Consider the following 25640-nt stretch of genomic DNA (forward strand, 5'->3'; position numbering starts at 1 on the left):
TGTGAGGTTCAGCCCATGCCGGTTCGCCCTGCCCCGTTGCAGTACCGTTCTCTGACCCACCTGCGCACCCTGGCACTGGCCGCCTGCGCGGCCACGCTCGGCGGTTGCGCCTACATGCCTCAGGCCCAGTCGCTGCAGAACTGGTGGCCCTGGGGTGACAAGGCTTCCAGCGCCGGGAACCCCAGCACCAGCCCTGCCGCTGCGGGCGGCAGCCGCAGCAACACCACCCAGGAAACCCTGGCCCCGGCCAAAGAGCGCAAGGAACTGCTGGTCGGTGTGACCGCTGCCAACGTGCTGGTCAGCTTCAATGCCTCAGAGCCCGGCAAGGTGCTGACGCGCCTGAACCTGCAGGGCATGAACCCGGGCGAAACCTTCCTGGGCATCGACTTCCGGGTGGCCAAAGGCCAGCTGTTCGGCCTGACCGACCAGGGCCGTCTGCTGCGCATCGACACCGAAAAAGGCACCGTGAGCGCCGTGGGCACGCCCGTCAAGCTGCCTGAGGGCGAGGCCTGGGGCGTCGACTTCAACCCCACGGTCGACCGCATCCGCGTGGTCAACGACAAAGGCCGCAACCTGCGCCTGCACCCGGACACCGGTGCCCAGGTCGATGGCGATGCCAACACCTCGGGCGTGCAGGAAGACGGCACACTGATGTACAGCGCCACCGACCTGCTGGGTGGCCAGCGCACCCGCATCGTGGCCGCGGGCTACACCTACAACAAGACCAACGAGAAGATCACCACCAACTACGCCATCGATGCCGCCACCGGCTACCTGGCCATCCAGGGATCGATCGAGGGCGCCGCCACCGTGATCTCGCCCAACACAGGCAAGCTGCAGGCCGTGGGCCCGCTGCTGATCGAGCGTTTCGACGACGCCTCGTTCGACATCGCCGACACCAACAACAGCGCCTACCTGGTCACGCACCGTCGCAACGGCGGCAGCAACCGTTTCTATGAAGTCAACCTGGGCAGCGGCCAGGCCCGCCTGATCGGTGCGGTGGGTGAAGGCCAGCCCCTCAAGGGCCTCGCCATCGTGCCCTGACGCCCTGACCTGCATCCAAGGGCTGCGGCGCAGTCCCTAACCCTGGGGCCCTAACGTTAGGGCCCCCCCTAAGTTGCCCCTCCCCAAGCCTAGGGACGAGGGGCTTTTTCATGGGCAGACAGCTCTCTAGCCTTCGGTGTCATGCAGTGCGCCATCCCGGCGTCAGCACCTCACACCACTGGAGAGACCCATGCCCCACCCCCGACCCCGGACCCACAACGCCACACTGCGATCGACCGTGATCGCCGGCCTGCTCGGCCTGGCCGCCCTGCAGACCGTGTGCCTTCCCACCGCCCATGCGCAGACGCAAGGCGGCGTGCAAGTGCAAGCCGTGTCCGTGTCGGCAGAGAGCACTGTGCTGCGCGTGTTCGTGCCCAAGCCGACCTTTGAAACGGTGGAGACCGACCAGGGCCGGTTCGTGCGGTTTTCGAGCCGACAAGGCAACAACCCGCTGATCAGCGACAGCCGCGAAGTGGGCCTGCCTGAACTGCCGATGGCGGGCTTTTCCACGGTGCTGCCTGTCGACGGCAATGACAGCACGGTCACCATCACGCCAGAAGGTGGCATCCAGCGCCTCGGTGGCATCCGCCTGTACCCGGTGCAACCCGGTGAGCGCAGCGCCGCAGGGGTCGACGACAAGCCGAAGTTCACCTTCGACCAGGCCACCTACCTCAAAGGCGTGAAGGCCCCAGGCACCGACCTGGGCACCGTGCCCGTGTTCAAGGGCGATGCCAACGTGCAGGGCCATCGCTTTGCGCCCTATGGCTATGACCCGGCCTCGGAACTGCTGACCTACTACACCAGCTACCTGGTGACCATCAAGCACCCCGGCCGCTGCTTCCTGTACGACCGCACGCTCAACAAGGAGTGGCTGAGCACGCGCCAGGACAAGGGCCTGGACGCCATCGACCAGAAAATCGAGGGCCTGCCCCTGCCCGCCTTCCAGTTCGCCGTGAACAAGGCGCTGGCCAACGAACTGCGCTGCGCCCCGCCAGTCAAGATCGACCCCACGCTGTTCGGCGCACGCTTTCTGATCGTCACCCACCCGAACTTCAAGGCCGCTGCCGACAGCCTGAAGGCCCACAAACAGGCCCTGGGCATTTCGACACAGGTGGTCACCACCGCCGAGATCACCGGGGCAGGCGCTGCAGCCACGCCCAACCAGATCCGCAACTGGATCAGCAAGTTCTACGACACCCGACTGATCCGGCCGCGTTGGGTGCTGTTCATGGGCGATGCCGAATTCATCCCCACCCACTACGACATGCCCAATGGCTGGGATGCCGCACGCAATGCAGGTGACATGTGGTACGGCCAGTTCCTGGCAGGGGCCACCAGCGTGACCGTGCCGCCCTTCGGCATCGGCCGCCTGCCGGTGGACACCCAGGCTCAGGCCCAGACCATCGTCAACAAGATCAAGGCCTACGAGCTCAACCCACCGGCAGGCACGGGCGCCAACGCCAACTACTACAAGCGATTCACTTTCGCCTCGTACTTCCAGGGCATGGTCACCGACGACCGCTGGTTCGTGGAAACCAGCGAGATCGTGCGCAACCACCTGACCGGCCTGGGCTACAACGTGGCCCGCCTGTACACCGCCCCATCGGGCGCAGACCCGAAGTTCTACAACGGCGGCGGCGCCGTGCCGGCCGACCTGCGCAAACCCACCTTCGGCTGGAACGCCACCGGCGGCGACATCGTCAATGCCGTCAACGCGGGCACCTCGGTGCTGTTCCACCGCGACCACGGTTGGTGGACAGGCTGGGGCGACCCCAGCTTCAGCACCTCCAACCTGGGCAGCATCTCGGTGACCGGCAACAAGTTCCCGCTGGTGTTCAGCGTCAACTGCGCCAGTGGCATCTTCGACAACGAAACGGTTGACCTGCCGGCCGTCAGGGTCGGCACAGGCTACGGCCCCAGCCCCAGCAGCGTGTACTGGGCCGAAGCGTTCCTGCGCAAGCCCGATGGCGCACTGGCCGTGATCGGCGACACCCGCTCCAGCAGCACGATCGACAACAACCACCTGACCCTGGGCCTGTTCGATGCCGTGTTCCCCAACCTGCTGAGCAGCCACGGCACCGGCACCAGCATCCGCCGTCTGGGTGACATCCTGAACTACGCCAAGACCTACGTGAGCGATGTGGCCGCTGGCACCACCGCCAACAGCCACCCGCTGGCCGCGGGCGGCAGCCGCCCTGCCGTCTACAACCTGCGCGACGAGCTCAACATCTACAACCTGCTGGGTGACCCCACCGTGAGCCTGCGGCTGAACGCGCCGCTGCGACTGGTGATCCGCAACGTCGAGCTGGTGGGCAAGATCGCTCGCGTGGCCGTGGCGACCGGTGACTGGAAGCCCACCGGCAGCGAGTTCATCACGGCCGTGGCCCTGAACCCGGACACCGGCGAAGAGGTGGGCCGCGGCCTGGTCGACGAACAGGGCCTGGCCGAGATCGACCTGGGCGACACGGTGCAGCTCAAGAACGTGGTGGTGCGCATTGCCGCCACCGACGGACAACCTGTGCAGGCGGCCTACAAGGAAACCGACAGCGACGGTGACGGCGTGCCCGACAGCCGCGACAACTGCTCGGCCGTGGCCAACGCCTCGCAGACCGACACCGACAACGACGGCTACGGCAATGCCTGTGATGCCGACCTGAACAACGACGGCATCGTCAACTCGCTGGACGTCAGCGCGCTGCGCACCGCTTTCGGTGCCAGCAACCCCGCCGGTGACCTCAACGGCGACGGGGCCGTCAATGCGCTGGACCTCGGCCAGTTGCGCCGCCTGTTCGGCACGCGCCCGGGCCCCTCGGCCCTCCACCTGGGCGAGCGCTGATGCGACATCACCTTCTGATTGCCCTCTTTTTTTGTTGACCCCACCGAAAGGAACTTCCCCATGAACACGATGCAACGCCCCCTCCAGGCCACCTTGCTGGCCACCGCCCTGACCCTGCTGAGCGCAGGCCATGCACAGGCCCAGCGCCTGACGATCCTGCCGGGCACCACCGACACCGAGGTCGGCCAGAGCTTTTCGTTGACCGTGGAAGGCCAGGGCTTTCCGACCGCCATCGTTGGCGGCGGCTTCAACCTGAGCTTCGACCCCACCGTGCTGCGCCTGGACGGCATGACCATCCCGAGCAGCTGGGAGTTCTTCCGCTCGACCGGCCTGCTGGACCCCGCCTCGGGCACGGTCACCGACGTGTCGTTCAACACCTTCGGCAACCCCAAGGCCGGTGACTTCCTCGCCGCCACCTTGAACTTCACGGCCGTGGGCGCGGGCACCTCGCGTGTGCAGCTGTCGCCCAGCACGCCTTATGTGTTCGCCGATGTGGACGTGAACCAGGTGAACCCCAGCTTCGGCTCGGCCACCGTGAACGTGAGTGCGGTGCCAGAGCCGGCCAGCCTGGCCCTGCTGCTGGCTGGCGTGGGCATCGTCATGGCTGCGCGCCGTACTCGCGCCTGAGGCCAAGGGCCAGCACCGGGCATCAACCCTGTGCTGGCCCACTGCATGGGTGGATAAACTTGGCGCGTTCAACGCAAACAGGAAGGAACACCATGCGCCACCACACGGTGCCGGCTTTGGCCGGCTTTTTTGTGCTCGCCACCTGGAGCATCACGACCCAGGCCGCCAACCCACCTGACCCAGGCAACCCCAGCCTTTACAGCCCACAGATCTACGTGGACAACACGGCCTCCACGGCGTGTGTGTCCACCGCACCAGGGGCCTGTGGCTCAGCGGCAAAGCCGTTCACGAGTTTGCCTGCCGCATTGGCCGTGCTCAAGCCTGGCGCGGAGCTGATCATCGCGGGCAATGGCAAGCCCTACCGTGGCACGGTCGATGGCAAGCTGCCCGCCAGCGGAACGCTGGCCCGCTCGGTGATGGCATTGGGCGCCCTGAGCGAAGGCCCCAATCAGCGACACACCCTGGTGCGCAAATGGGCCGGCACCGGCAACCCGACAATCAGGGGCAGTCTGGTGGTCGACACCAACTGGAGCCGCATGCTGACAAAGGGCTATGTGTACAAGCGCACCTGGTCTGCCGTCAGCAGCGCCTGGCCCACAGACCCTGTCAGCGGGCAGCCCCATGTGCTGGAGCCCCAGCAGGTCTTCCACGGAACCACTTCGCTGCAGCAAGTGGGGGGCAAGGTGTTCCGCACTTACAGCTTCCCGTCACCCGTGGGCAGTGACTACGCCGCGATCGAACAGGAGCTGGGGGGCAAAACCTTGTGGCCAGGGCGAATCACCCCCGTCACAACCACACCCTGGACGGCACTGGCGGTGAATCAGTTTTACCACGACGCCCCCAACAAGACGCTGTATGTGAAGCTGGCGGCGCCGATGGACAAGGGCCTGATGGAGGTCAGCGTGTACCAGCACGTGCTGATGGGTGCAGAGTACCCACGGAACATCGACAACGTCACCGTGCGCGATCTGGTCGTCGAGCGCAACAGCGCCACCTCGTTCACTCGCGGCGCGGCCGTTCAGCTGATGGGGCGCAACATCCGTCTGGAAAATCTGATCGTGCGAGAAGCCGATGCCACCTGCGTGAGCCTGGTGGGCATGGACAACGCTGTGACCCAATCCACGCTGGAGCGGTGTGGGCAGTCCGGGCTGGCCGGCCACGGGGCTCGCATCACGGTCAGCAACAACATCGTGCGCTACAACAACACCCGTGGCTTCGAAACCGACTGGGAAGCCGGCGGCATCAAGTTCATCGGCGGCAAGGAACTGCAGGCTGCGCAAGCTTCGCTGTCATTGCCCAACCCCTTGCCTGCGATCGAAGGCATGGACCAGGGTACCTTCAGCCGCAACCGCGTCTACAACAACCAGGGGCATGGCATCTGGCTGGACACCCACAACGACGACAACGTGGTGGATGGCAACGTGGTGGCCTACAACCTGATCGGCCTGTTCCTGGAAATCAACGCACGCAATCTGGTGCAGAACAACCAGGTGTTCGGCAACCGGGGCCAAGGCATGCAGGTCAAAGAATCTGACAGCCGCATCCTGAACAACTGGGTGATCGGCAACAGCGGCTTCGGCATCGTCACACCGCATGATTCACGCACGATCCTGCCGACCGACACCACCTTTGCACCGTACCGCAACACCTTCAGTGGCAATCGACTGGCCTGGAACAACACGGGCACAGGTGCCCAGGAACTGGCCATGTCACTGGTGGTCGACCCTGCGCAACCCGTGGTGAACAGCCTGACCGTTTCGGGCAACCAGTACTGTGCCCGCTTCACTCAGAACGCCCTGAAAAAGCTGGTGCCTGGAGACACCGTCCTGGCAACGTCCAAGCCTGCGTACACCCTGGCCGAATGGAACACACAACTGGCTCAGTTCGGCACAGGACCTGACCGCAGCGAAGTGGCGAACTACGCGTTTCCCACCACGCTGTCGGCCGACATGGCCGCGCGCAGCGAATCGCTGGTGCTGACCGCGTTCACTGGCAACGTGTTGAGCAGCAGTCAGCAGGCAGCCTGTCAGTTCAGCATGTGACGCGCTCGATGGCCCCATGGGTGTCAGGTGTCATCCCTCGTGCTGCTGCATGCGCCACATCTGGGCATAACGCCCGTTGGCGTTCAGCAGCTGGGCATGGGTGCCGCGCTCGATGATCTGCCCGGCGTCCATCACCAGGATCTCGTGCGCCTGCACGATGGTGGACAGCCGGTGCGCGATCACCAGCACCGTCTTGCCTTGGGCAACCGCCGCCAGCTCGGCCTGGATGGCCCGTTCGTTGGCCGAATCGAGGGCCGAGGTGGCCTCGTCGAACACCAGGATCGGCGGGTTCTTGAGCAGCGTGCGCGCGATGGCCACGCGCTGCTTTTCACCGCCTGAGAGCTTCAACCCGCGCTCGCCCACCATGGTCTCATAGCCCTTGGGCGTGGCCGCGATGAACTCATGAATGCGGGCCGACCTGGCCGCCTGCTCCACCTCTTCGCGCGAAGCGCCGGTGCGCCCGTAAGCGATGTTGTAGGCCACCGTGTCGTTGAACAGCACTGTGTCCTGGGGCACGATGCCGATGTGGCGGCGCAGGCTGTCCTGCGTGAGGTGGCGCACGTCGTGCCCGTTCACCGTGATGCGGCCCTGCTGCACGTCATAAAAGCGGTACAGCAGGCGCGCCAGGGTCGATTTGCCCGAACCCGAGGCCCCTACCACGGCCACGGTCTGCCCCGCCGGGATCTCGAAGCTCACGCCCTGCAAGATGGGCCGGCTGGGGTCGTACGCGAACACCACGTTCTCGAAACGCACCGCCGGTGGCGCCTTCACCATCAGGGGCCTGGCGTCGGGCTCGTCGGCCACCTCGCGGTCGCGCTCCATCAGGGTGAACATCTTGTCGAGGTCGGTCAGCGACTGCTTGATCTCTCGGTAGATCACCCCCAGGAAGTTCAGCGGGATGTACAGCTGGATCATGAAGGCGTTGACCATGACCAGGTCACCCACGCTCAGGCGTCCCTCGACCACGCCCTGCGTGGCGCGCCACAGCATCAGGATCAGGCCCACGGCAATGATGCATTGCTGGCCCGTGTTCAGCACCGACAGGCTCTGCTGGGTTTTCACGGCCATCTGGCGCAGGCGCTCCAGGCTCTCGTCGTAGCGGCGGGCTTCGAAGTCTTCGTTGTTGAAGTACTTCACCGTCTCGTAGTTCAGCAGCGAATCGATGGCCCGCGTGTGGGCCTTCGAATCCAGCTCGTTCTGCGCCTTGCGAAAGCGCGTGCGCCAGCTGGTCACCGTGACCGTGAAGGCCACGTAGCTGACCAGTGCGCCCAGCGTGATCCACACGAACACCATGTCGAACTTGGTGCCCAGCAGGGTCAGCACCAGGGCCACTTCGATCAGCGTGGGCACGATGCTGTAGAGCGAGTAGGAAATCAGCGAATGCACGGCCCGCGTGCCGCGCTCGATGTCGCGGGTCATGCCGCCGGTCTGGCGCTCCAGGTGAAAGCGCAGGCTCAGCGCGTGCAGGTGCGCAAACACCTGCAGCGAGATGCGCCGCGCAGCACCCTCGGTGGCCTTGGCGAACACCAGCTCGCGCAGCTCGGTGAACAGGGAGGTGCTCAGGCGCAGCAGGCCGTAGGCCAGCAGCAGGCCCACCGGCACCACCATGAGGGCCGCAGGGGCCGAAGCATTGGGGGCCAGCCGGTCCACCAGCTCTTTGAGCAGCACCGGCACGCCCACGTTGGCCACCTTGGCCGCCACCATGAAGGCCAGGGCCAGCAGCACACGCCCCCGGTAAGCCCACAGGTAGGGCCACAGGCGGGCCAGGGTGTCCCGGTCGGAGCGGGCCGCGCTGGCCGGGGCCGAGCCTGGCGTGGGGCTTTCTGTGACAGGCGACTGTGCAAAACGGCGCATGGGCGGACAATTCTGGTCTTGTGTTTGTGCCCAGATTGTCGATGCTCTGCGAAAGCCTTGCTTCGGCACCTCCCAGATGACCGCTCCCACCTCGCGCACCGCCACCCTGCTCACCCCGCCCGACCTCCACCCTGGCATGGAGCTGGTCATGCGCGTGATGCCCATGCCCAAAGACGCCAATGGCAATGGCGACATCTTTGGTGGCTGGATCATGTCGCACGTGGACCTGGCTGGCTGCGTGATCCCGGCCCGCATCGCGCGGGGCAAGATCGCCACCGTGGCCGTCAACGAATTCGTGTTCCGCTCGGCGGTGTCGGTGGGTGACCTGCTGTCGTTCTACGCCCGCGTGGACAAGGTCGGCCGCACCTCGATCACCATGCACGTGGAGGTGTGGGCCGAGCGCCGTCCCTCTGATCCGCTGCTGGTCAAGGTCACCGAGGCCCGAGTCACCTACGTGGCCATCGACCACGAAGGCCAGCCGCGCCCCATCCCGAAGGACTGAGCCCGCCCGACAGGCTGCCACCGGGCTGTCGGGCCTTTGTTGAAGGGCCTTGCGCCACCGCAGCCGCACCCCGGGCCATTTGTGCGACCATCGCCGTCATGCAGATCGTCCAGCCCACCGCCCCCCTCGATTTGCCCGACCGCCTGCGCAGCCACGGTTGGGCCCTGATGACCCCTGAACAGCTGGCCGACTGGCTGGGCGCGACCGAATCCGACTTCCAGCGCCTGCACGACAGCTGGAACCGGCTGGAGCCGGACACCCACCTGAAAGACGGCGGACGCTACCGCAAGCGCCGCCACAGCTGCTACACGCTCGACATCGACGGTGAAGCCCTCACGCAGGTGGAACACCGCGCCCACTGGCAGCCGGTGGAATACAACGCGCTGCATGGCGGCATCGAGCGCTGGTTCGAACCCATCGAACCCGCCATCGCCCGCCACCCGGTGTGGCGCGCTTTGCTGACGCAGCTGGGGGTGGTGCTGGCGCGCACGCTGCCCGCCGAGACCTGGTCCATCGAAGCGCACCAGTTCCGCGTGGACACCGAAGGCGGCATCGGCCGCCCCACGCCCGAAGGCGCGCACCGCGACGGCGTCGATTTCGTGGCCGTGTTGCTGCTCGAGCGCCACGGCATCAAGGGCGGTGAAACGCGCGTGTTCGAGGCCGACGGCCCGCACGGCGTGCGCTTCACACTGCAAAAGCCCTGGAGCCTGCTGCTGCTCGACGACGTGCGCGTGATCCACGAAAGCACGCCGATCCAGCCCCTGCAAGGCTACGGCTGGCGCGACACCCTGGTGCTGACCTTCCGCCGCAACGGCTTCCAGGGGCCGGGCTGATCCCGTCAGTGCACCAGTCGGCCGTCGCGGTCGATGGTGACCAGGTCCACGTACTGGCTGCCCTGGTGGTCACCGGGGCTGTAGCGCACCTTCACGTCGCCCACTTCCACCCCGTTGGACAGGCCTTGCTCGAAGCCCTGCACCAGGCCCTCGCGGGTCAGTGAAGGCGCGCGCTTGAGGGCCTCCACCAGCACCGCAGCCGAGAAATAGCCCTCGTAGCTGCGGTAGTTGTAAGGCTGCCTGGCCCGGTCCATGGCCGCCCGGTAGTCTTTCACCAGCGGGTTGATGCCCCGGTGCGGGTCGGGGGTGATCTGGGTGAACGGGTTGCCCGCCACCACCGGCGCGCCCAGCTTTTTGAACTGGGCATACATGTCGGAGATCGAGGTCTGGTAGATGGTCGGGCGAGGCCGCGACTGCGCCACCGCCTGCTCGCTGATCGAACGCACAAAGCTTTCGCACGAGGTGGGGTTGCACAAGGCGATCACAGCGTTGGGCTCGCTTTCCAGCACCTTGGAGGCCTCGGTCTTGAGGTCTTTCTGCGTGCGCGGGAAGCGCACCGTGCTGACCAGGCGCGTGTTGCGATAACGCTCACGCAGCGACTTGTCGATGAAGGCGAACAGCGGGTTGCCGAACTTGTCGTCCTGCACCAGCACGGCCAGGCGCGAAGGCACGAAGGAGATGTGCTCCAGCATGGCCTTGACCTCGTCACGGTAGCCGGCGCGCACCGGGAAGGTGTAGCGCGACTCACGCATGGAATCAGCCCCCGTGATGGGCCCGACCAGGGGCGTGCGCGTGGCCTCGGCCACCTTGATCACAGCCTCTGAGGGGTCGGTGCCGCGCGAACCGAACAGTGCGATCACGTTCGACTGCGACACCAGGGCCTTGGCGTTTTCTTCGGCCTTGGCCGCCTGAAAGGCATCGTCACGCGAGATCAAGGTGATCGGACGCCCTTTGACGCCGCCCTTGGCATTGACGTGGTTGAAGTACGCCAGCACGCCCAGGTTGAAGTCTTTCATCTGCTGGCCGGCCACCGACGAGAAGTCGGCGGTCTGGCCAATCAGGATCTCTTCAGCCGACTGGGCTTGCCCGACCGACACGGCCAGGGCCAGGAACAAGGCAACACGGGAGAGGTGCGACATGGACTGCGTGGTGCGTCACGACCACAGCAGCCTCCCTGCCGAGATCATCAACGCAAAAATGAGGATCTGACGCAGCGTCTTCGTGGGCAGGCGGGTCGACCAGCGGACCCCCAGCGGCGCTGCAGCGGTTCCCGCCACAATCAGGACCACCATGCCGAGGGTCGAGATCGGTCCAGCCTCGTGGGCCGATTCGGGGTGCTGAAACAGCACCAGGGAGGCCAGATACCCAAGTACGGACAAGGCCCCGACGGTCAGACCGGTGAGGTTGGCCGTGGCTATCGCATCCCGAAAACGAGAGCCTGCACCATACACGAAGTAAGCAATCGTGTAGGTGCCGCCACCCACCCCGATCAAGGTGGATACCCCCCCGATCAGGCCCCCGAAAGAAGCATCGACCACCGGGCGATGGCGCTCGGGTTGCAGGGCCCGTGCGGCATCATCAGCCATCGGCCAGAGCATCACTGCCGCCAGGCACAACTGCAGCACCGCCACCATGGCCGGCTGCACCACGTCCTTGACTTCGCTGGCCGCCAGAGCGATCACCGGCGTGATCAGCACCGCCCCCAGCATGAACCAGCGAGAGCCCCGCAGCAGGGCCCGCCGTTCATCAGGGCTGCGCATGCGGATCTGCTTGCTGGCCGCCCCGATCGAGTTGAACAACACGGCAAACCATGAGACCACAATCGCCGTGTGGAGAGCCGAAGGCCCGTACATCCAGGTCAGGGCGGGCACCACCACGATGCCCCCGGCAAGACCCACCAAACCGGCAATCACGCCGGAGACACCACCCACCAAGGCCAGCAACAGCAGATCCATTTGATCCTCCCGGTTGACGGGGAGTCCGGCTCTGGCCTGTCCGAAGCCCCCCCTTTATTTGAGGGGGATTTTTGCGAATCGCGCCGAGTTTGTAAGTGACTCGAGGTGTCAATGGCAACCAGTTGCAACCAACTGAGGCCTGAGCACGTCACATCCCGGTGAAGTCCGGCTTGCGCTTGGCCATGAATGCGTCCAGGGCTTCGCGGCAGGCCGGTGCGCGCAGCATCTGCCCGAACTGGGCGAACTCGGCGTCCATCACCTCTTGCAGGGCCGGTTGGCTGCGCTTCATCAGGGCCTTGGTGGCCATCAGCGCACTCAAAGGGCGCGTGGCCAGGCGGGCCGCCAGGGCCTGAACGCCCGCGTGCAGCGCTGGCGGTGGCACCACGCGATTGACCAGGCCCATCTCCAAGGCCTCGTCGGCATAGAAGGCCTCGCCCATCAACAGCAGTTCCGAGGCACGCTGGCGCCCCACCAGGGCCGGCAGCAGCACGCTGGCGCCGGCCTCGGGGCACAGCCCCAGGTTCACGAAGGGCAGGCTGAAGGCGGCATTGTCGGCGGCATGCACCAGGTCGCAGTGCAGGAGCAAGGTGGTGCCGATGCCCACGGCCGGGCCAGCCACGGCAGCCAGCAAAGGTTTGGGGAAGGTGCGCAGCGCTTCCAGGAAGCGGTACACCGGCGCCGGCGGCTCGCTGCCGGGCACGGGCGGGTGGTCGCGGAAGTCCTGGAGGTCATTGCCGGCAGTGAACACCTGCTCGCTGCCCTGCAGCACCACCACCTTCACGGCCTGGGCCTGGGCCGCCTCGTTCAACTGGTCGGCCAAGGTCGCGTACATGGCCGCGGTCAGCGCGTTCTTCTTGTCCGGGCGATGGAGCGTGAGGGTCAGCACACCGGCGTCTTCGTGACGCAGGATCTCGGTCGGGGCATTCATGGCGGGGCTCCTGAACAGCAGTGCCCGCATTAAACCGCAAGGGGTGAGGCGCCACACGCGTTGTGCGTGGGCCACCTCACCCCTTTGTCAGGCGCGCGTCAATCGCGCACGCCGGATTCACCTCACCGCGTGGCGGTCACAGCCCGATGAGGGCGTAGAAGGTGTTGAAGAAGCTCGAGAAGAAGCCGATGCCCTGCGAGTTCTGCACCGTGCGGTTCTGTTCGACCACGCGCATGATGGGCTTGCTGGGGTCCAGCAGGTTGTCGGTGAAGGCGCCGATGTCCTTGATGCCGGCTTCCTTGATGGCCGTGCCGCTGAAGGTGGCCGTGGTCAGGGTGTGAGACTTCAGGAAATCACGGCCATAGGGCACGTAGTAGCCGATGTTGGGCTCGGGCTGCATGGCCGTGACCCACTTCTTGACCTCGGGCTGCCACTTGGCCAGCAACAGGGCGTCGCGCTTGCTGCCGGCGGGGGCGGCGGCGATCTCCGGGTAGAACTTGGTGTACGAGAAGGACGAGTAGATGGCGTCAGCCTGGAAGGTGGCATAGCCGAAACGGTCCTGTGGGAACACGCGGGCCAGACCGGTGGTCAGGCTGCCCAGGTTCTCGATGGTGCCTGCGGTCGGGAAGGTGGCCAGCATGCGGTTGGCCAGGCCTTCTTCGCCTTCGATGCCCCACTTGTCACGGATGGTGTTGTGCAGGTGGATCGAGGGCGAGACTTCGGGCGAGTCGCTGCGGTTGACCTGGAAGATGGGGCCCGAATCGGCCAGCATGGCCGACTGCTTGGGCTGCACGGCCAGGCGGATCAGGCCGTACATGGACGTGGCACCTGCGCCACCGGCCGAGAAGCCCGTGACCAGCAGCTTGTCCTGCTTGGGCAGGTGCTTGCCCATCCAGTTGGCAATGGCCTGGCCGTTCATGAAGCCCTTGTGGCGGTAGGTGATGGCCGTCTTCGGGTCGGCGTCGCCGTACACATTGCTCTTGTTGCCCGAGTGCACGTCACCTGTGCAGTACGGGGCGTAGATGATGTTCCACGACTGGGTCTGCACCTTCTGCAGCGGGTGGTTGCGCGAGGTGAAGGGCGTCACCCAGCCGTACAGGGCCAGGCCACCACCGGTCATGTAGTTCTCTTTGATGCCGTTGTAGTTGGTGGCCCCCAGCACGCCGTCTTTCTGCTGGCAGGCGTTCTGCTCCCAGCAGGCGCCGCCGCCTTCGAACATCACGACGGTCTTGGCCTTGTCGGCCGCGGTGGTGGTGCGGTTGATGAAGATGCGGTAGGGGCTGCCGTTGCCGCACGAGGCACCCGTGGACGCCGGGAACTCGATCATTTCCCACTTGTTGAAGCTGGTGGGCGCCGGGCCCACATTGCCGGTGGTGTCCGGGGTCCAGGGCTGGGCAGCCTGGGCAGCGGTGGCGACACACGCCAGGGCGATGGCACCCAGGCTGGAACGAACGATGGTTGGCTTGGCGGGCATGGGGGTCTCCTCGGCACAGTGGTCTGTGAACTTCTTGGCACCGATTTTTCTGCATGCCTGCGCCACAGCCTGTCGGGGATACTCCGCACATGTTCCGTTCAGCGGAATGCAGCACACCCCCTGCTTCAGGGCCCCTCGCCCAACCAGCTCAGGGTTTTCCGCCACAGCGACTCATCAGGAGATGGCCGGAACACCCCGAAATGGCCCAGGCGCTTGCGCCCCCAGTTGCGCGGCTGTGCCTCCACGATGTCCACGCGGGCACCGTCGTACAGGTTGTACAGCCGGCGAATGCCCTCGGGGCTCACCAGTTCGTCGTCCGGCATCAGCAGGGCCGTGATGGGCGTGCGCACCTCGGCATACCGGGCGCGCACGGCCGGCCCCTCGATGCCCAGGTAGTCGGGGTGCAGGCACCAGCGTCGCCACTGGCGCATGGCACCGGCAGGCAGATCGCCCACCACGCCGATGCGCCGCCCGGGGAAATGCCCGAACAGCGGGGTCAGCACCGGCACCAGCAGCCACCACAGCAGCGGAGCCCGCGATCGGGTGGGTGGGGCATTCCAGCGCCAGTGGCCATTGCCGCTGGCCACCGTCAGCACGCGATCGAACACCCGCGTGCCCTGCCCCAGCCAGCCGAACAGTTGCCCACCCAGGCTGTGGCCGATGTAGCTCAGGGGCAGGCCCGGGTGGCGTTGCTGCAAAGCTTGCACCGCCGCGGGCAGGTCCAGGCTGGCCCAGTCGGTGATCGAAGCGCGAAAGCCCCGCAGGCGGCGTGGCGCCGAGTCACCCACGCCGCGGAAATCGAAGGTCAGCACGGCCAGGCCCTGCTGGGCCAGCCAGCGGGCATAGGCCTCGTAAAAGCGCTGGGGCACGCCCATGGCCCCCACCAGCAGCACGGCCCGCACCGGGTCGACGGCGGGGCGGTAATGCCGCGCAGCCAACCGGTGGTTGTCATGTGTGTCGATCGACAGGTGTTCGATCTTCACGGCGTCTCCTGAAGGTGTGGGTGTGGGCTGGCGCCCGGAAATGAAAACGGCCCGCCCCGTTGCGGGGGCGGGCCGTGTGCGGCTCAGGCCGGGTGCGCAGGCATCAGGCCATGTGCCACGTCAGGCTCACAGGCTGTCGACGCGCTCGATGATGCCGGCAGCGCCTTGGCCCGTGCCGATGCACATGGTCACCATGCCGTACTTGCCGCCGGTGCGGCGCAGGCCGTGCACCACGGTGGCGGCGCGGATGGCACCGGTGGCGCCCAGGGGGTGACCCAGGGCGATGGCACCACCCATCGGGTTGACCTTGGCGCGGTCGAGCACGTGGCCCTTGGCGTCCAGGTCCTTCAGCACGGCCAGCGACTGGGCGGCGAAAGCTTCGTTCAGCTCGATCCAGTCCAGGTCGGAAGCCTTCAGGCCAGCGTATTGCAGGGCCAGGGGGATGGCTTCGATCGGGCCGATGCCCATGATCTCAGGCGGCACGCCCTTCACGGCGAAGGCCACGAAACGGGCCAGCGGCTTGAGGCCGTACTTCTCGCAAGCTTCCTTGGAAGCCAGGATCAGCACGCCAGCGCCGTCGGAGGTTTGCGACGAGTTGCCAGCGGTGACCGAACCCTTGGCGGCGAACACCGGGCGCAGCTTGGCCAGGCCTTCCACCGAGGTCTCGGGGCGGGCGCCTTCGTCCTTGGTGATGGTCTTCTTGCTGATGGTGACTTCGCCGGTCTCGAGGTTCGGCGTGCGAACTTCGATCTCGATCGGGGTGGTCTCGGCATCGAAGAAGCCGGCCTGCTGGGCCGCAATGGCGCGACGGTGCGATTCGGTGGCGAATGCGTCCTGCTCTTCACGGGTCACTTGCCACTTCTCGGCCACCTTCTCGGCGGTCATGCCCATGCCGTAGGCGATGCCCACGTTCTCGTCGACGTTGACGATGTCGGGGTGGAACGAGGGCTTGTTGCCGCCCATCGGCACCATCGACATCGACTCGACGCCACCGGCGATCATGACTTCGGCTTCGCCGACGCGGATGCGGTCAGCGGCCATCGACACGGCGGTGATGCCCGAGGCACAGAAACGGTTGATCGTCACACCGGCGACGGTCTTGGGCAGACCGGCCAGCAGGTTGGCGATCTTGGCCACGTTCATGCCCTGTTCGCCTTCCGGCATCGCGCAGCCAATGATGGCGTCTTCGATGGCGGCGGGGTCCAGACCTTGCGCCTGCTTCAGGGCGTTCTGGATGGTGGCCACCAGCAGGGTTTCGGGGCGGGTGTTCTTGAACACGCCGCGGCCCGACTTGCCGATCGGGGTGCGGGTGGCAGCGACGATGTAAACGTCACGAAGTTGCTTCGACATGTTGTGTGCTCCGATCGATCAGTTGCGGACAGGCTTGCCGGTCGACAGCATGCCCATGATGCGCTCTTGCGTCTTGGGGTTGTCCAGCAGCGAGCAGAAGTGCTTGCGTTCCAGGGCGTGCAGGTATTCCTCGCTCACCAGGGTGCCGTAGTCGACGTCACCGCCGGTCAGCACATCGGCGATGCACGAGCTGATGTGGTAGTCGTGCTGCGAGATGAAGCCGCCGTCACGCATGTTGATCAGCGAAGACTGCAGGGTGGCCTTGGCGCTGCGGCCGGCCACGGGGAACAGCTTCTTGGCCGGGGCGCGGTAGCCCGACTCGTACATGGCCTTGACCTGGGCGATGGCCACGTGCAGCAGCTCGTCCTTGTTGGGCACGATCACGTCGCCGTCGACCAGGTAGCCGAACTTCTTGGCTTCGATGGCCGAGGTGGCGACCTTGGCCATGGCGGCGGCCTGGAAGCCTTCCTTCATGAAGCCGATCAGGTCACCGCCGGTCTGGCCGGACACACCCTTCGAGGGCTCCAGCTGCTCGGCAGCACGGCGGGCCAGGTAAGCCAGGCCACCGCCGCCGGGGATCAGGCCCACGCCGACTTCAACCAGACCCACATAGCTTTCCATGGCGGCCACGCGACGCGAAGCGTGCACGGCCAGCTCGCAACCACCACCCAGGGCCAGGCCGTGCATGGCGGCCACGCTCGGCACGTTGCTGTAGCGCAGGCTCAGCATGAAGTCTTGCAGGGCCTTCTCGAACGGGGCGATGGCCTTGCCACCGCCTTGCATGAAGGCGGGCATCATCGATTGCAGGTCAGCACCGGCCGAGAACGGGCCGTCTTGCGACCAGATCACCAGGCCCTTGTAGCCGGCTTCGGCCAGCTCCAGGCCCTTGGTCAGGCCAGCGGTCACTTCGGCCGAGATGGTGTGCATCTTGGACTTGATCGAGGCGATCACCACCTCGTCGTCCAGCGTCCACAGGCGGATGGCGGCGTCTTCGAACAGGGTCTTGCCGGCCACAGCGGCGTCGACAGCACCCGAACCGAACACGTCTTCGCGGAAGAACTGGCGCTTGTAGACCGGCAGGTCACGTTGCGGCACGTAGGTCTTCTTGGCGGGGCTCCACGAGCCTTCGGCCGTGTGCACGCCTTCGCGGCCGTCGAACACCCAGGCAGGCAGCGGGGCGCTGCAGATGGCCTTGCCGGCGTCGATGTCGGCCTTCACCCATTCAGCCACTTGCTTCCAGCCGGCTTGTTGCCACAGCTCGAAGGGGCCTTGCTTCATGCCGTAGCCCCAGCGCAGGGCCAGGTCCACATCGCGGCAGGTGTCGGCAATGCCTTCGACCGTCACGGCGGCGTAGTGGAAGGCGTTGCGCAGCATGGCCCAGATGAACTGGGCTTGGGGGTTGCTCGACTCACGCAGCAGCTTGACGCGCTCGGCGGCAGGCTTCTTGAGGATGTCGGTCACTTCCTTGTCGGCCTTGTTGCCGCCAGGGATGTAGTCGCCACTCTTGAGGTCGAACTGGAAAATGGCCTTGCCGTCTTTCTTGTAGAAACCGGCCTTGGTCTTCTGACCGAAGTTGCCCTTGTCCAGCAGGGCCTGCACGTCGGCAGGCATGGCGAACGCGGCGGCGAACGGGTCGGCAGCGCAACCGGTCTGCAGGGTCTTGATCACGTGGGCCATCGTGTCGATGCCGACCACGTCGCAGGTGCGGTAGGTGCCCGACGAGGCACGGCCCATCTTCTTGCCGGTCAGGTCGTCGACCACGTCATAGCCCAGGCCGAAGTTCTTCACTTCGATCATGGTGAACATCAGGCCCGCCACGCCCACGCGGTTGGCGATGAAGTTGGGGCTGTCTTCGCAGCGCACCACGCCCTTGCCCACGGCGGTGGTCACGAAGGCTTCGAGCTGGTCGACCACGGTGGCGTCGGTGTACTGGGTCGGGATCAGCTCGACCAGGTACATGTAGCGCGGGGGGTTGAAGAAGTGGATGCCCAGGAAGCGCGAGCGCAGCTGCTCGGGCAGCACGTTGGCCATGGCCGTGATGGACAGGCCCGAGGTGTTGGTGGCCAGGATGGCCTTGTCGTTCACGAAGGGAGCGATCTTCTTGTACAGATCTTCCTTCCAGTCGAGGCGTTCCGCAATGGCTTCGATGATCAGGTCGCAGCCGCGCAGCTCTTCCAGGTGCTCTTCGTAGTTGGCTTGCTGGATCAGGGCTGCGTCATCGGTCACGCCCAGGGGCGAGGGCTTGAGCTTCTTCAAACCTTCCACGGCCTTGGTGACGATGCTGTTCTTGGGACCTTCCTTGGCAGGCAGGTCAAACAGCACGACCGGCACCTTGCAGTTGACCAGATGGGCAGCGATCTGTGCACCCATCACGCCGGCGCCGAGCACGGCCACCTTGCGGACATTGAATCGACTCATGTTCTCTCCTAGCGGAACTCTCTCGAATGGAATGGAGATGGAGCCAGGGGGTGTGAGGGCCCCCCCCGGCGGTCAAAGCCTGTTGATCAGAACAGGGCTTCTTCCATTTCCATCAGGGGCTTCAGGCCAGCCTTGGCTGTGATCATCATGGTTTCCACCTGAGGCAGCAGCTTGGCGAAGTAGAAGCGGGTGGTGGCCAGCTTGGCGGCGTAGAACTTGTCGCCAGAGCCTTGCTTCTCCAGCGCGACCTTGGCCATGCGGGCGAAGAAGTAGGCGTAGACCATGTGGCCCACGACGCGCATGTAGTCGAAAGCAGCAGCGCCGACTTCGTCGGGGTTCTGCATGCCCTTCATGCCGATTTCCATGGTGAAGGCCTGCACCTTCTGGCCCAGTTCGGCCAGGGGCTTGGTGAACTCCTGCATGGCTTCGTTGTCGGCGTTTTCCTTGACGAAGCGGCCGATGATCTTGCCGAACTTGGTCAGCTTGGCGCCGCCGTCGCCCAGCACCTTGCGACCCAGCAGGTCGAGGGCCTGAACGGTGTTGGTGCCTTCGTAGATCATGTTGATGCGCGAGTCGCGCACGAACTGCTCCATGCCCCACTCGTGGATGAAGCCGTGGCCACCGTAGACCTGCTGGCATTCCACCGTGGCGGTCAGGGCGTTTTCAGTGATGAAGGCCTTCACGATCGGGGTCAGCAGGGCCACGATGTCGTCCGATTCCTTGCGGACGGCTTCGTCGGGGTGGTTGTGCGACTTGTCCAGCTCGACGGCGGTGTAGTACACCAGGGCGCGGGCGCCTTCGGCGTAAGCACGGGCGGTCAGCAGCATGCGGCGCACGTCGGGGTGCACGATGATGGGGTCGGCGGCCAGGTCAGGGCGCTTCGGGCCCGACAGGGCACGCATCTGCACGCGGTCCTTGGCGTAGGTCACGGCGTTTTCGTAGGCCACTTGGGTCAGGCCCAGCGACTGGTTGCCCACGCCCAGGCGGGCGCCGTTCATCATCACGAACATGGCAGGCAGGCCGCGGTGGGGTTGGCCCACCAGGGTGCCCACGGCTTCGTCCAGCACCATCTGGCAGGTGGCGTTGCCGTGGATGCCCATCTTGTGCTCGAGGCCGCCGCAGTAGATGCCATTGCGCGAACCCAGCGAACCGTCGGGGTTCACGTTGAACTTGGGCACCAGGAACAGCGAGATGCCCTTGGAGCCAGCGGGGGCGTCGGGCAGACGGGCCAGCACCAGGTGGACGATGTTCTCGGACATGTCGTGCTCACCCGCCGAGATGAAGATCTTCTGGCCGGTGATCTTGTAGGTGCCGTCGCCCTGCGGCTCGGCCTTGGTGCGCAGCAGGCCCAGGTCGGTGCCGCAGTGCGGCTCGGTCAGGCACATGGTGCCGGTCCACTCGCCCGAGGTCAGCTTGGGCAGGAACAGCTTCTTTTGCTCGTCGGAACCGTGGGCTTCCAGGGCGGCGTGTGCACCGTGGCTCAGGCCGGGGTACATGGTCCAGGCCTGGTTGGCCGAGTTGTTCATTTCATAGATGGCCTGGTTGACCAGCTGGGGCAGGCCCTGGCCGCCCCACTCCGGATCGGCCGACAGGGCCGACCAGCCGTTTTCGATGTACTGCTTGTAGGCTTCCTTGAAGCCGTCGGCAGTCTTGACCTCGTGGGTTTCCTTGTTCAGGACGCAGCCTTGCACGTCACCGACCAGGTTCAGCGGGGCCAGCACTTGCGAAGCGAACTTGCCGCCTTCTTCCAGCACGGCGTTCACGGTGTCGGCGTCCAGATCGGCGTAGGCGGGGATCTGCTTGAGTTCGTCAACAGCGCCCAGCACTTCGTGGATCACGAATTGCATGTCGCGCAGGGGCGGGTTGTAAGCGGGCATCGAAAGCTCCTCGTTGGAAAGTTCGCGTGTCCACCATAGGCTCACGCGGGGAAATTCAGGAATCTGCGAAAGGGTTCAAGAGGGTTGCAAGACCCCTGAGGTGGCCAGGGTGACCCCAGCCGATCCAGGCAGCGCTTCAAGCGGCCCCACAGCGTGGTACTGCAGGACGCGGTCAAAGCCCACACGGGCACGATCCACCGCGCCCGACGAACGCAGGAAGCGTGCGTCATGGTGCAGCGAGAGGATCAAACCATGGATTTCAAAGAGCATCTGCATCGAGTCGGTGTCAGGGCGCAGCTGGCCCATGTCGACCGACTGGCGGATGGCGCGGTCAAGCGCGCCATGCCACAGCAGCACCATGCCGGCCAGCGCGTCACGCACGGGGCCAGGGCGGTCGTCGAATTCGACGGCACCGCTGATGTAGATGCATCCGGAATCGATTTCGGTGGCCACTTTGGCCACCCACCGGTCGAACAGGGCGCGCAGACGCGGCAGGCCGCGGGGCTGGCTGATCGCCGGACGGAAGACTTCTTCTTCGAAGCGTTCGTGGTACTCGCGGATCACGGAGATCTGCAGTTCTTCGCGCGAACCGAAGTGGGCGAACACGCCCGACTTGCTCATGCCGGTGACCTCGGCCAGGGCGCCCAGCGACAGGCCCTCGATGCCCATTTGCGAGGCCAGGCTCAGCGCGGCGTCGAGGATGGTGGCGCGGGTCTGCTGGCCCTTCTGGGCGGCACCGGCGCGGGCACGCTCACGCCCGCCTTCGCTGGCGTGCTTGGGATCGTGGTGGGCGGACTGGCTCACGGCGTTGCGCAGGAAATAAAACGAACGGTCGTGCTATTTTGCAGAAAACTGTGGCGTCTGTGTGAACCCCAAACCACTTTTTTTGCACGAATTCCGCGCATCTGCGGGTGAACTCCTTCACATCTCGCACTCTGCAAGCCACACGCCCTGAACACAGCCCGGTGCAAACCCTGAGCAATGTGCCCCGCTGGCCCCTTTCTGTGTTGCGCTGCGGCACACGACTGGAGGCCGCATGGTTGAGAAAGTCACACAAGCTGGGTATCTTGTGAAGCAGGACGGTGGCCTGCACGGTGCGGGCCAGCCCCTCGACCCGCACCCGCGGGCCGCAGTGAACGTGTGCGATCGCTTCTTTCGACAAGGAGTTGTGATGGACGTGCTGCAGCTTGACGTGTCGGGCCGCCCCCAAGCCTGGCTCTCGGTCAAGGAAGCGGCGGCCCTGTATGCCAACGATGGCATCGCCTGGACGCTGGGCGAGCCTTTTGTCGTGTTGCGCGGGGGCATCCAGCGCGCCTCGGGCCTGCAGTCGCTGCTGGCACTGCACCCCATCGTGGCCGCGCGCGGGGCCATGCCCAGCCGGGCCTGGCGCAGCGAGCCGGCGCTGTCCAACCCCAAGCTGTTCCTGCGCGACCGGCAGGTGTGTGCCTACTGCGGCGACCGCTTCCACCTCGAAGACCTGACCCGCGAGCACATCGTGCCCACCTCGCGCGGCGGGCACGACACCTGGAAGAACTGCATCACGGCCTGCCGCAGCTGCAATGGCCGCAAGGGCAACCGCACGCTCGACGAGCTGGGCTGGCAGCTGCACTACCTGCCCTACACGCCCAGCGTGCACGAAGACATGATTCTGCGCGGGCGCCGCATCCTGGCCGACCAGATGGAGTTCCTGCTGGCCAGCGTGCCGGCGCACAGCCGCCTGCGGCACAGCTGAGCAGGCAGCCTCCGCCAGAGCCGCCCAGGCACGCGCCTACAGATCCCCCATGAAAAAAGCCGCCCCGAAGGGCGGCTTTCACATGAGCCGGGCCTCAGGGCATCAGCTCTTGTAGGCAATGCGCTTGCCAGACCCCGGGGGCGTGGCGGTGAAGGTCACTTCCTGACCGGCGGTGCCGGCCAGGGCCTTCAGGGCAGCCAGGGTGCGCGTAGCGCCGTCGGCCGACACGAAGTTGCCCGAGGCCGTGTCCAGGAAGTAGCCGCGACGCACACCACCCTCCACCACCGACGCGACCAGGTCACATTCGGTCGTGTTGCCACCCAGCTCCTTGGAGACGAACGGGGCCTTGGCGCGGGCCACCAGCAGGTCGATGCGGCCCGACACGGCCGAGGCGTTGCCGCTGTTCAGCGTGATCTGCTGACCGACCACCGGGGCCAGGTCGGAGTCGAAGGCGTACATGAACTCGACCACGTCCTTGCGGGTGTTGTCGCCCTCGGTGCCCGACGGGAAGCCGGCGCCCAGCTGGTTGCGGAACACGATGGCCGAGAAGAAGCGGAACAGGGTGTCGACCGCACCGTCGTGGGTGAAGCCGAAGCCGCGGATCTGGTCACCCATTTCTGCCGTGCCCGGCTGACTGAAGAACGGCATGGAAGGCGCGCCGAACATGCCCACACGGGTGTACAGGTTGCGCAGGTGCGCGACCTTCACGGTCTGGGGCACGCCCTCGAAGGTGCGCAGCCCGCTGGTGCCGAAGTAGCCCTGGGCAGGGTCCAGCGTGTGGCAGCCATTGCAGTTCTGCGAGGTCTGGAAGGTGGCGGTGTTGACCAGCTTGATGCCGTCGGAGGCGCGGGTGCCGGTGTAGAAGTTCTTGCCGCGTTGCTGGGCCGCATTCAGGCTGTTGTCCAGGCTGCGCACCGGGTTGGGCGGCAGGAAAACGTTCAGCTGGAAGTTGGCGAACACCTGCATCTCTTCCTTGCTCATCGGCTTGTCCATGCCCAGCAGGCCCTCGAACGCCGGCGCAAAGTTCAGGAAGGACACATTGCTGTCGAACACGTCGTTGCCATACAGGCCCGTGGCCCGGTCACCGCGCCAGTGCATGGCGCCCGAGTTGCGCATGCCACGCAGGGTCTGGGTGACCATGGGGCCCTTCATCGGGTGGAAGGTGTTGGGGTTGTCGTCGCCGTTGATCTTGCTCTTCACGTTGAACAGCAGCTTGGCGATCGGGAACTGGGTGGAGTCGATGAACTTGCCCGGGATGGCGGCCGAGGTGACCGGGTCGTCGGGGTTGCCCAGCTCCCACGACAGCGCATCTTCGTCACCGAAGATGTGGCACGAGGCACAGGCGGCTTCGCCGTTGGCCGAGGTGCGGTTGGCGTCGTACAGGAACGGACGACCGGCCACGATGTTCGCGGGCTCGGGGTTGTTCATCGGGGCCTTGGCCACCTCGGCGCGCGACGCCAGGTCGATCACCTTGACCGCGTTGTCGAAGCGGGTCATGACGTACATCTGGCCACGGGCTTCGTCGAGCACCACGCCCGAGGGGCCGCCACCGCTGACGTTGATGTAGCGCGAGCTGGCCGTGCGCGGGTTGAAGGTGTTGGCCTCCAGTTCGGCCGTGTCGAACACGCCGATCTTGCTGGAGCCGTAGGCCGCCACATACAGGGTCTTGCCGTCAGAGGTGATGGCCATTTCCAGCGGGGTGGCCAGGCTGTGGTTCTTGGCCGTGGCGTCGAAGCCGCTGTCGTGGATCAGCTTGCTGTAGTCGATGTGCTTGTTCAGGTGGCGGGTCTTGACCTGGCCACCGCCAATCACGGTGATCTGCGACAGCGCGATCTTGCCCTGCAGGGTCGAGCCGGCGTACTTGCCAGGGCCCTCGAAGCGGGTCATGTTGTTCGCTTCGGTGTTCGACACATACAGCGTGCCGGTGCGGGGGTTGGCCACCATGTTGAACAGGGTGGTGCCCACACCAGGGAAGAAGGTCTTCTCGGTCAGGGTGTTGGCATCGACCGCGAACACGTCCTTGTCGGGCAGGCGGAACTTGACGGCCTTGGTCCAGTCGCGGCCCAGCACGTCTTCCCACTTGCCCGAGGTCTTGTTGAACTTGACGATCAGGCCCACCTCAGGCGCAGGCTTGCCTTCGAAGTTGGTCTTGGGGCCCGGCACGCCGCCCGGGTAGGTCACGCTCCGGATGATGCAGGACCGGGTGGTGTTGAACCCGTCGCAAACCACCTCGGTGTCGACCGGCGCTGTCTGGTTGCCCGACTTGAAGGTGCCCACATACAGGGTGTTGTTGTCGGGGCTGACGGCCAGCGCACGCGGGGTGTCCGCGAAGAAGGTCATGATGCGCTGCGGCAGGCCACCCAGCGCGGTCCCCAGGTTGTCAGGGTTGAACACCCAGACGTCCGAGCGGCCCACGCTGGGCGTGGTCAGTTGCGCATCGCCGGCGCCCGGCACGCCAGCCAGCGACGGGTCGGTGCGGTGCTGGCCTCGGTGGGCCGTGGTGATGAAGGCCTTGGCAGGCGAGCCTGCGAAGACCACGTCGCGCGGCTCGTCACCCACCAGCAGGGTGCGCACCACGCGGGGCGTGCCATTGAGGCTGACGACGCTGACACTGTCGGACAGGTGGTTGACCACCCAGACCTCGGTGTTGCTGCGGGCGGCCACGGCCACCGGCTCCAGCCCGACGGGCACGCGCGTGATCAGCTGCAGGCTGCCGTTGTTGATCTGGAAGATGTCCAGGGTGTTGTTCGGGGTGTTGACCGCGAACAGCTTGGTGCCATCGGGCGACTTGGCCAGGGGGCGCACATGGCCGCTGTCGAACGCGATGAATTCGGGGGCGGCGGCCTGGGCGGCGCCTGCGGCCAGCATCAGCGGGGCGGTCACGGCCAGTGCCTGAACCATGGCCGTGAAGGCCAGGGGGGCCAGCGCGCGGCGCATGCCTCGTGTGTCAGTGTTGAACATGGGGGTCTCCTGGGATGTCCCAACGGGGTGAACTTTTGTGAGTTCACTGTAGGGAACGGTCCGCAGAAGGTCTTGGGGAGCCACCCCGAGAGGCTTGTCATCCCCGGACGCCTGACCTCCATTCACGGGGGGTCAAATGACAAGCGGAGGGGTGTGCGGGTGCAGGTTTTCCCGCGGGTCGCACCGCCTGAAGCTGAACCTGGCCTGAACACACGAGTGGTGTG

General features: G+C 65.7%; 18 protein-coding genes. 7 read left to right on the top strand and 11 right to left on the bottom strand.

The window, feature by feature from the left end; all coding sequences use genetic code 11:
• Positions 1-15: 15 nt before the first annotated feature.
• The 4 genes from EYS42_RS09080 to EYS42_RS09095 all read left to right on the top strand — a co-directional run bounded on the left by EYS42_RS09080 (position 16) and on the right by EYS42_RS09095 (position 6549).
• Positions 16-1044, top strand: a complete 1029-nt coding sequence (locus EYS42_RS09080; RefSeq protein ID WP_207301137.1) for a DUF4394 domain-containing protein — start codon at positions 16-18, stop codon at positions 1042-1044.
• A gap of 190 nt (positions 1045-1234) precedes the next feature.
• The gene (locus EYS42_RS09085; protein ID WP_130967835.1) at positions 1235-3880 is read left to right on the top strand and encodes a C25 family cysteine peptidase; all 2646 of its coding nucleotides are present in this window, start codon (positions 1235-1237) and stop codon (positions 3878-3880) included.
• Positions 3881-3940: 60 nt separating this feature from the next.
• Positions 3941-4507, top strand: a complete 567-nt coding sequence (locus EYS42_RS09090; RefSeq protein WP_130967836.1) for a cohesin domain-containing protein — start codon at positions 3941-3943, stop codon at positions 4505-4507.
• Between the two features lie 92 nt (positions 4508-4599).
• On the top strand, positions 4600-6549 hold the full coding sequence (locus tag EYS42_RS09095; RefSeq protein WP_130967837.1) for a right-handed parallel beta-helix repeat-containing protein: 1950 nt from the start codon (positions 4600-4602) through the stop codon (positions 6547-6549).
• A gap of 30 nt (positions 6550-6579) precedes the next feature.
• Here EYS42_RS09095 and EYS42_RS09100 read toward each other — a convergent pair whose 3' ends face one another.
• Positions 6580-8403, bottom strand: a complete 1824-nt coding sequence (locus EYS42_RS09100) for an ABCB family ABC transporter ATP-binding protein/permease (RefSeq protein ID WP_130967838.1) — start codon at positions 8401-8403, stop codon at positions 6580-6582.
• 76 nt (positions 8404-8479) lie between these two features.
• Between EYS42_RS09100 and EYS42_RS09105 the strand changes: the two genes are divergently transcribed.
• Positions 8480-8905, top strand: a complete 426-nt coding sequence (locus EYS42_RS09105) for an acyl-CoA thioesterase (RefSeq protein WP_425358879.1) — start codon at positions 8480-8482, stop codon at positions 8903-8905.
• Positions 8906-9003: 98 nt separating this feature from the next.
• Positions 9004-9738 (top strand): 2OG-Fe dioxygenase family protein, encoded by a 735-nt coding sequence (locus EYS42_RS09110; protein WP_130967839.1) that lies wholly within the window; start codon positions 9004-9006, stop codon positions 9736-9738.
• Between the two features lie 5 nt (positions 9739-9743).
• Here EYS42_RS09110 and EYS42_RS09115 read toward each other — a convergent pair whose 3' ends face one another.
• The 9 genes from EYS42_RS09115 to EYS42_RS09155 all read right to left on the bottom strand — a co-directional run bounded on the left by EYS42_RS09115 (position 9744) and on the right by EYS42_RS09155 (position 21527).
• Entirely contained in the window at positions 9744-10877 is a 1134-nt protein-coding gene (locus EYS42_RS09115) for an ABC transporter substrate-binding protein (protein WP_130967840.1), read from the bottom strand.
• Between the two features lie 15 nt (positions 10878-10892).
• The gene (locus EYS42_RS09120) at positions 10893-11693 is read right to left on the bottom strand and encodes a sulfite exporter TauE/SafE family protein (protein ID WP_130967841.1); all 801 of its coding nucleotides are present in this window, start codon (positions 11691-11693) and stop codon (positions 10893-10895) included.
• A 148-nt stretch (positions 11694-11841) separates the two neighbouring features.
• Positions 11842-12621, bottom strand: a complete 780-nt coding sequence (locus tag EYS42_RS09125) for an enoyl-CoA hydratase (RefSeq protein ID WP_130967842.1) — start codon at positions 12619-12621, stop codon at positions 11842-11844.
• A 136-nt stretch (positions 12622-12757) separates the two neighbouring features.
• Positions 12758-14095, bottom strand: coding sequence for a pectin acetylesterase-family hydrolase (locus EYS42_RS09130; protein WP_130967843.1), 1338 nt, complete (start codon positions 14093-14095; stop codon positions 12758-12760).
• Positions 14096-14220: 125 nt separating this feature from the next.
• The gene (locus EYS42_RS09135; RefSeq protein WP_207301138.1) at positions 14221-15078 is read right to left on the bottom strand and encodes an alpha/beta hydrolase family protein; all 858 of its coding nucleotides are present in this window, start codon (positions 15076-15078) and stop codon (positions 14221-14223) included.
• 126 nt (positions 15079-15204) lie between these two features.
• Entirely contained in the window at positions 15205-16428 is a 1224-nt protein-coding gene (locus EYS42_RS09140) for an acetyl-CoA C-acyltransferase (RefSeq protein ID WP_130967844.1), read from the bottom strand.
• A gap of 18 nt (positions 16429-16446) precedes the next feature.
• On the bottom strand, positions 16447-18846 hold the full coding sequence (locus EYS42_RS09145) for a 3-hydroxyacyl-CoA dehydrogenase/enoyl-CoA hydratase family protein (RefSeq protein WP_130967845.1): 2400 nt from the start codon (positions 18844-18846) through the stop codon (positions 16447-16449).
• An 86-nt stretch (positions 18847-18932) separates the two neighbouring features.
• Entirely contained in the window at positions 18933-20723 is a 1791-nt protein-coding gene (locus EYS42_RS09150; protein WP_130967846.1) for an acyl-CoA dehydrogenase C-terminal domain-containing protein, read from the bottom strand.
• A gap of 75 nt (positions 20724-20798) precedes the next feature.
• The gene (locus EYS42_RS09155) at positions 20799-21527 is read right to left on the bottom strand and encodes a TetR/AcrR family transcriptional regulator (RefSeq protein ID WP_245503576.1); all 729 of its coding nucleotides are present in this window, start codon (positions 21525-21527) and stop codon (positions 20799-20801) included.
• 367 nt (positions 21528-21894) lie between these two features.
• Between EYS42_RS09155 and EYS42_RS09165 the strand changes: the two genes are divergently transcribed.
• Positions 21895-22455, top strand: a complete 561-nt coding sequence (locus EYS42_RS09165) for an HNH endonuclease (protein ID WP_130967849.1) — start codon at positions 21895-21897, stop codon at positions 22453-22455.
• A 102-nt stretch (positions 22456-22557) separates the two neighbouring features.
• Here the strand turns inward: EYS42_RS09165 and EYS42_RS09170 are convergent, their stop codons facing one another.
• Positions 22558-25416, bottom strand: a complete 2859-nt coding sequence (locus EYS42_RS09170; protein ID WP_207301139.1) for a YncE family protein — start codon at positions 25414-25416, stop codon at positions 22558-22560.
• Positions 25417-25640: the final 224 nt, after the last annotated feature.

Source organism: Aquabacterium lacunae (assembly GCF_004310865.1).
Lineage (GTDB): Bacteria > Pseudomonadota > Gammaproteobacteria > Burkholderiales > Burkholderiaceae_C > Aquabacterium > Aquabacterium lacunae.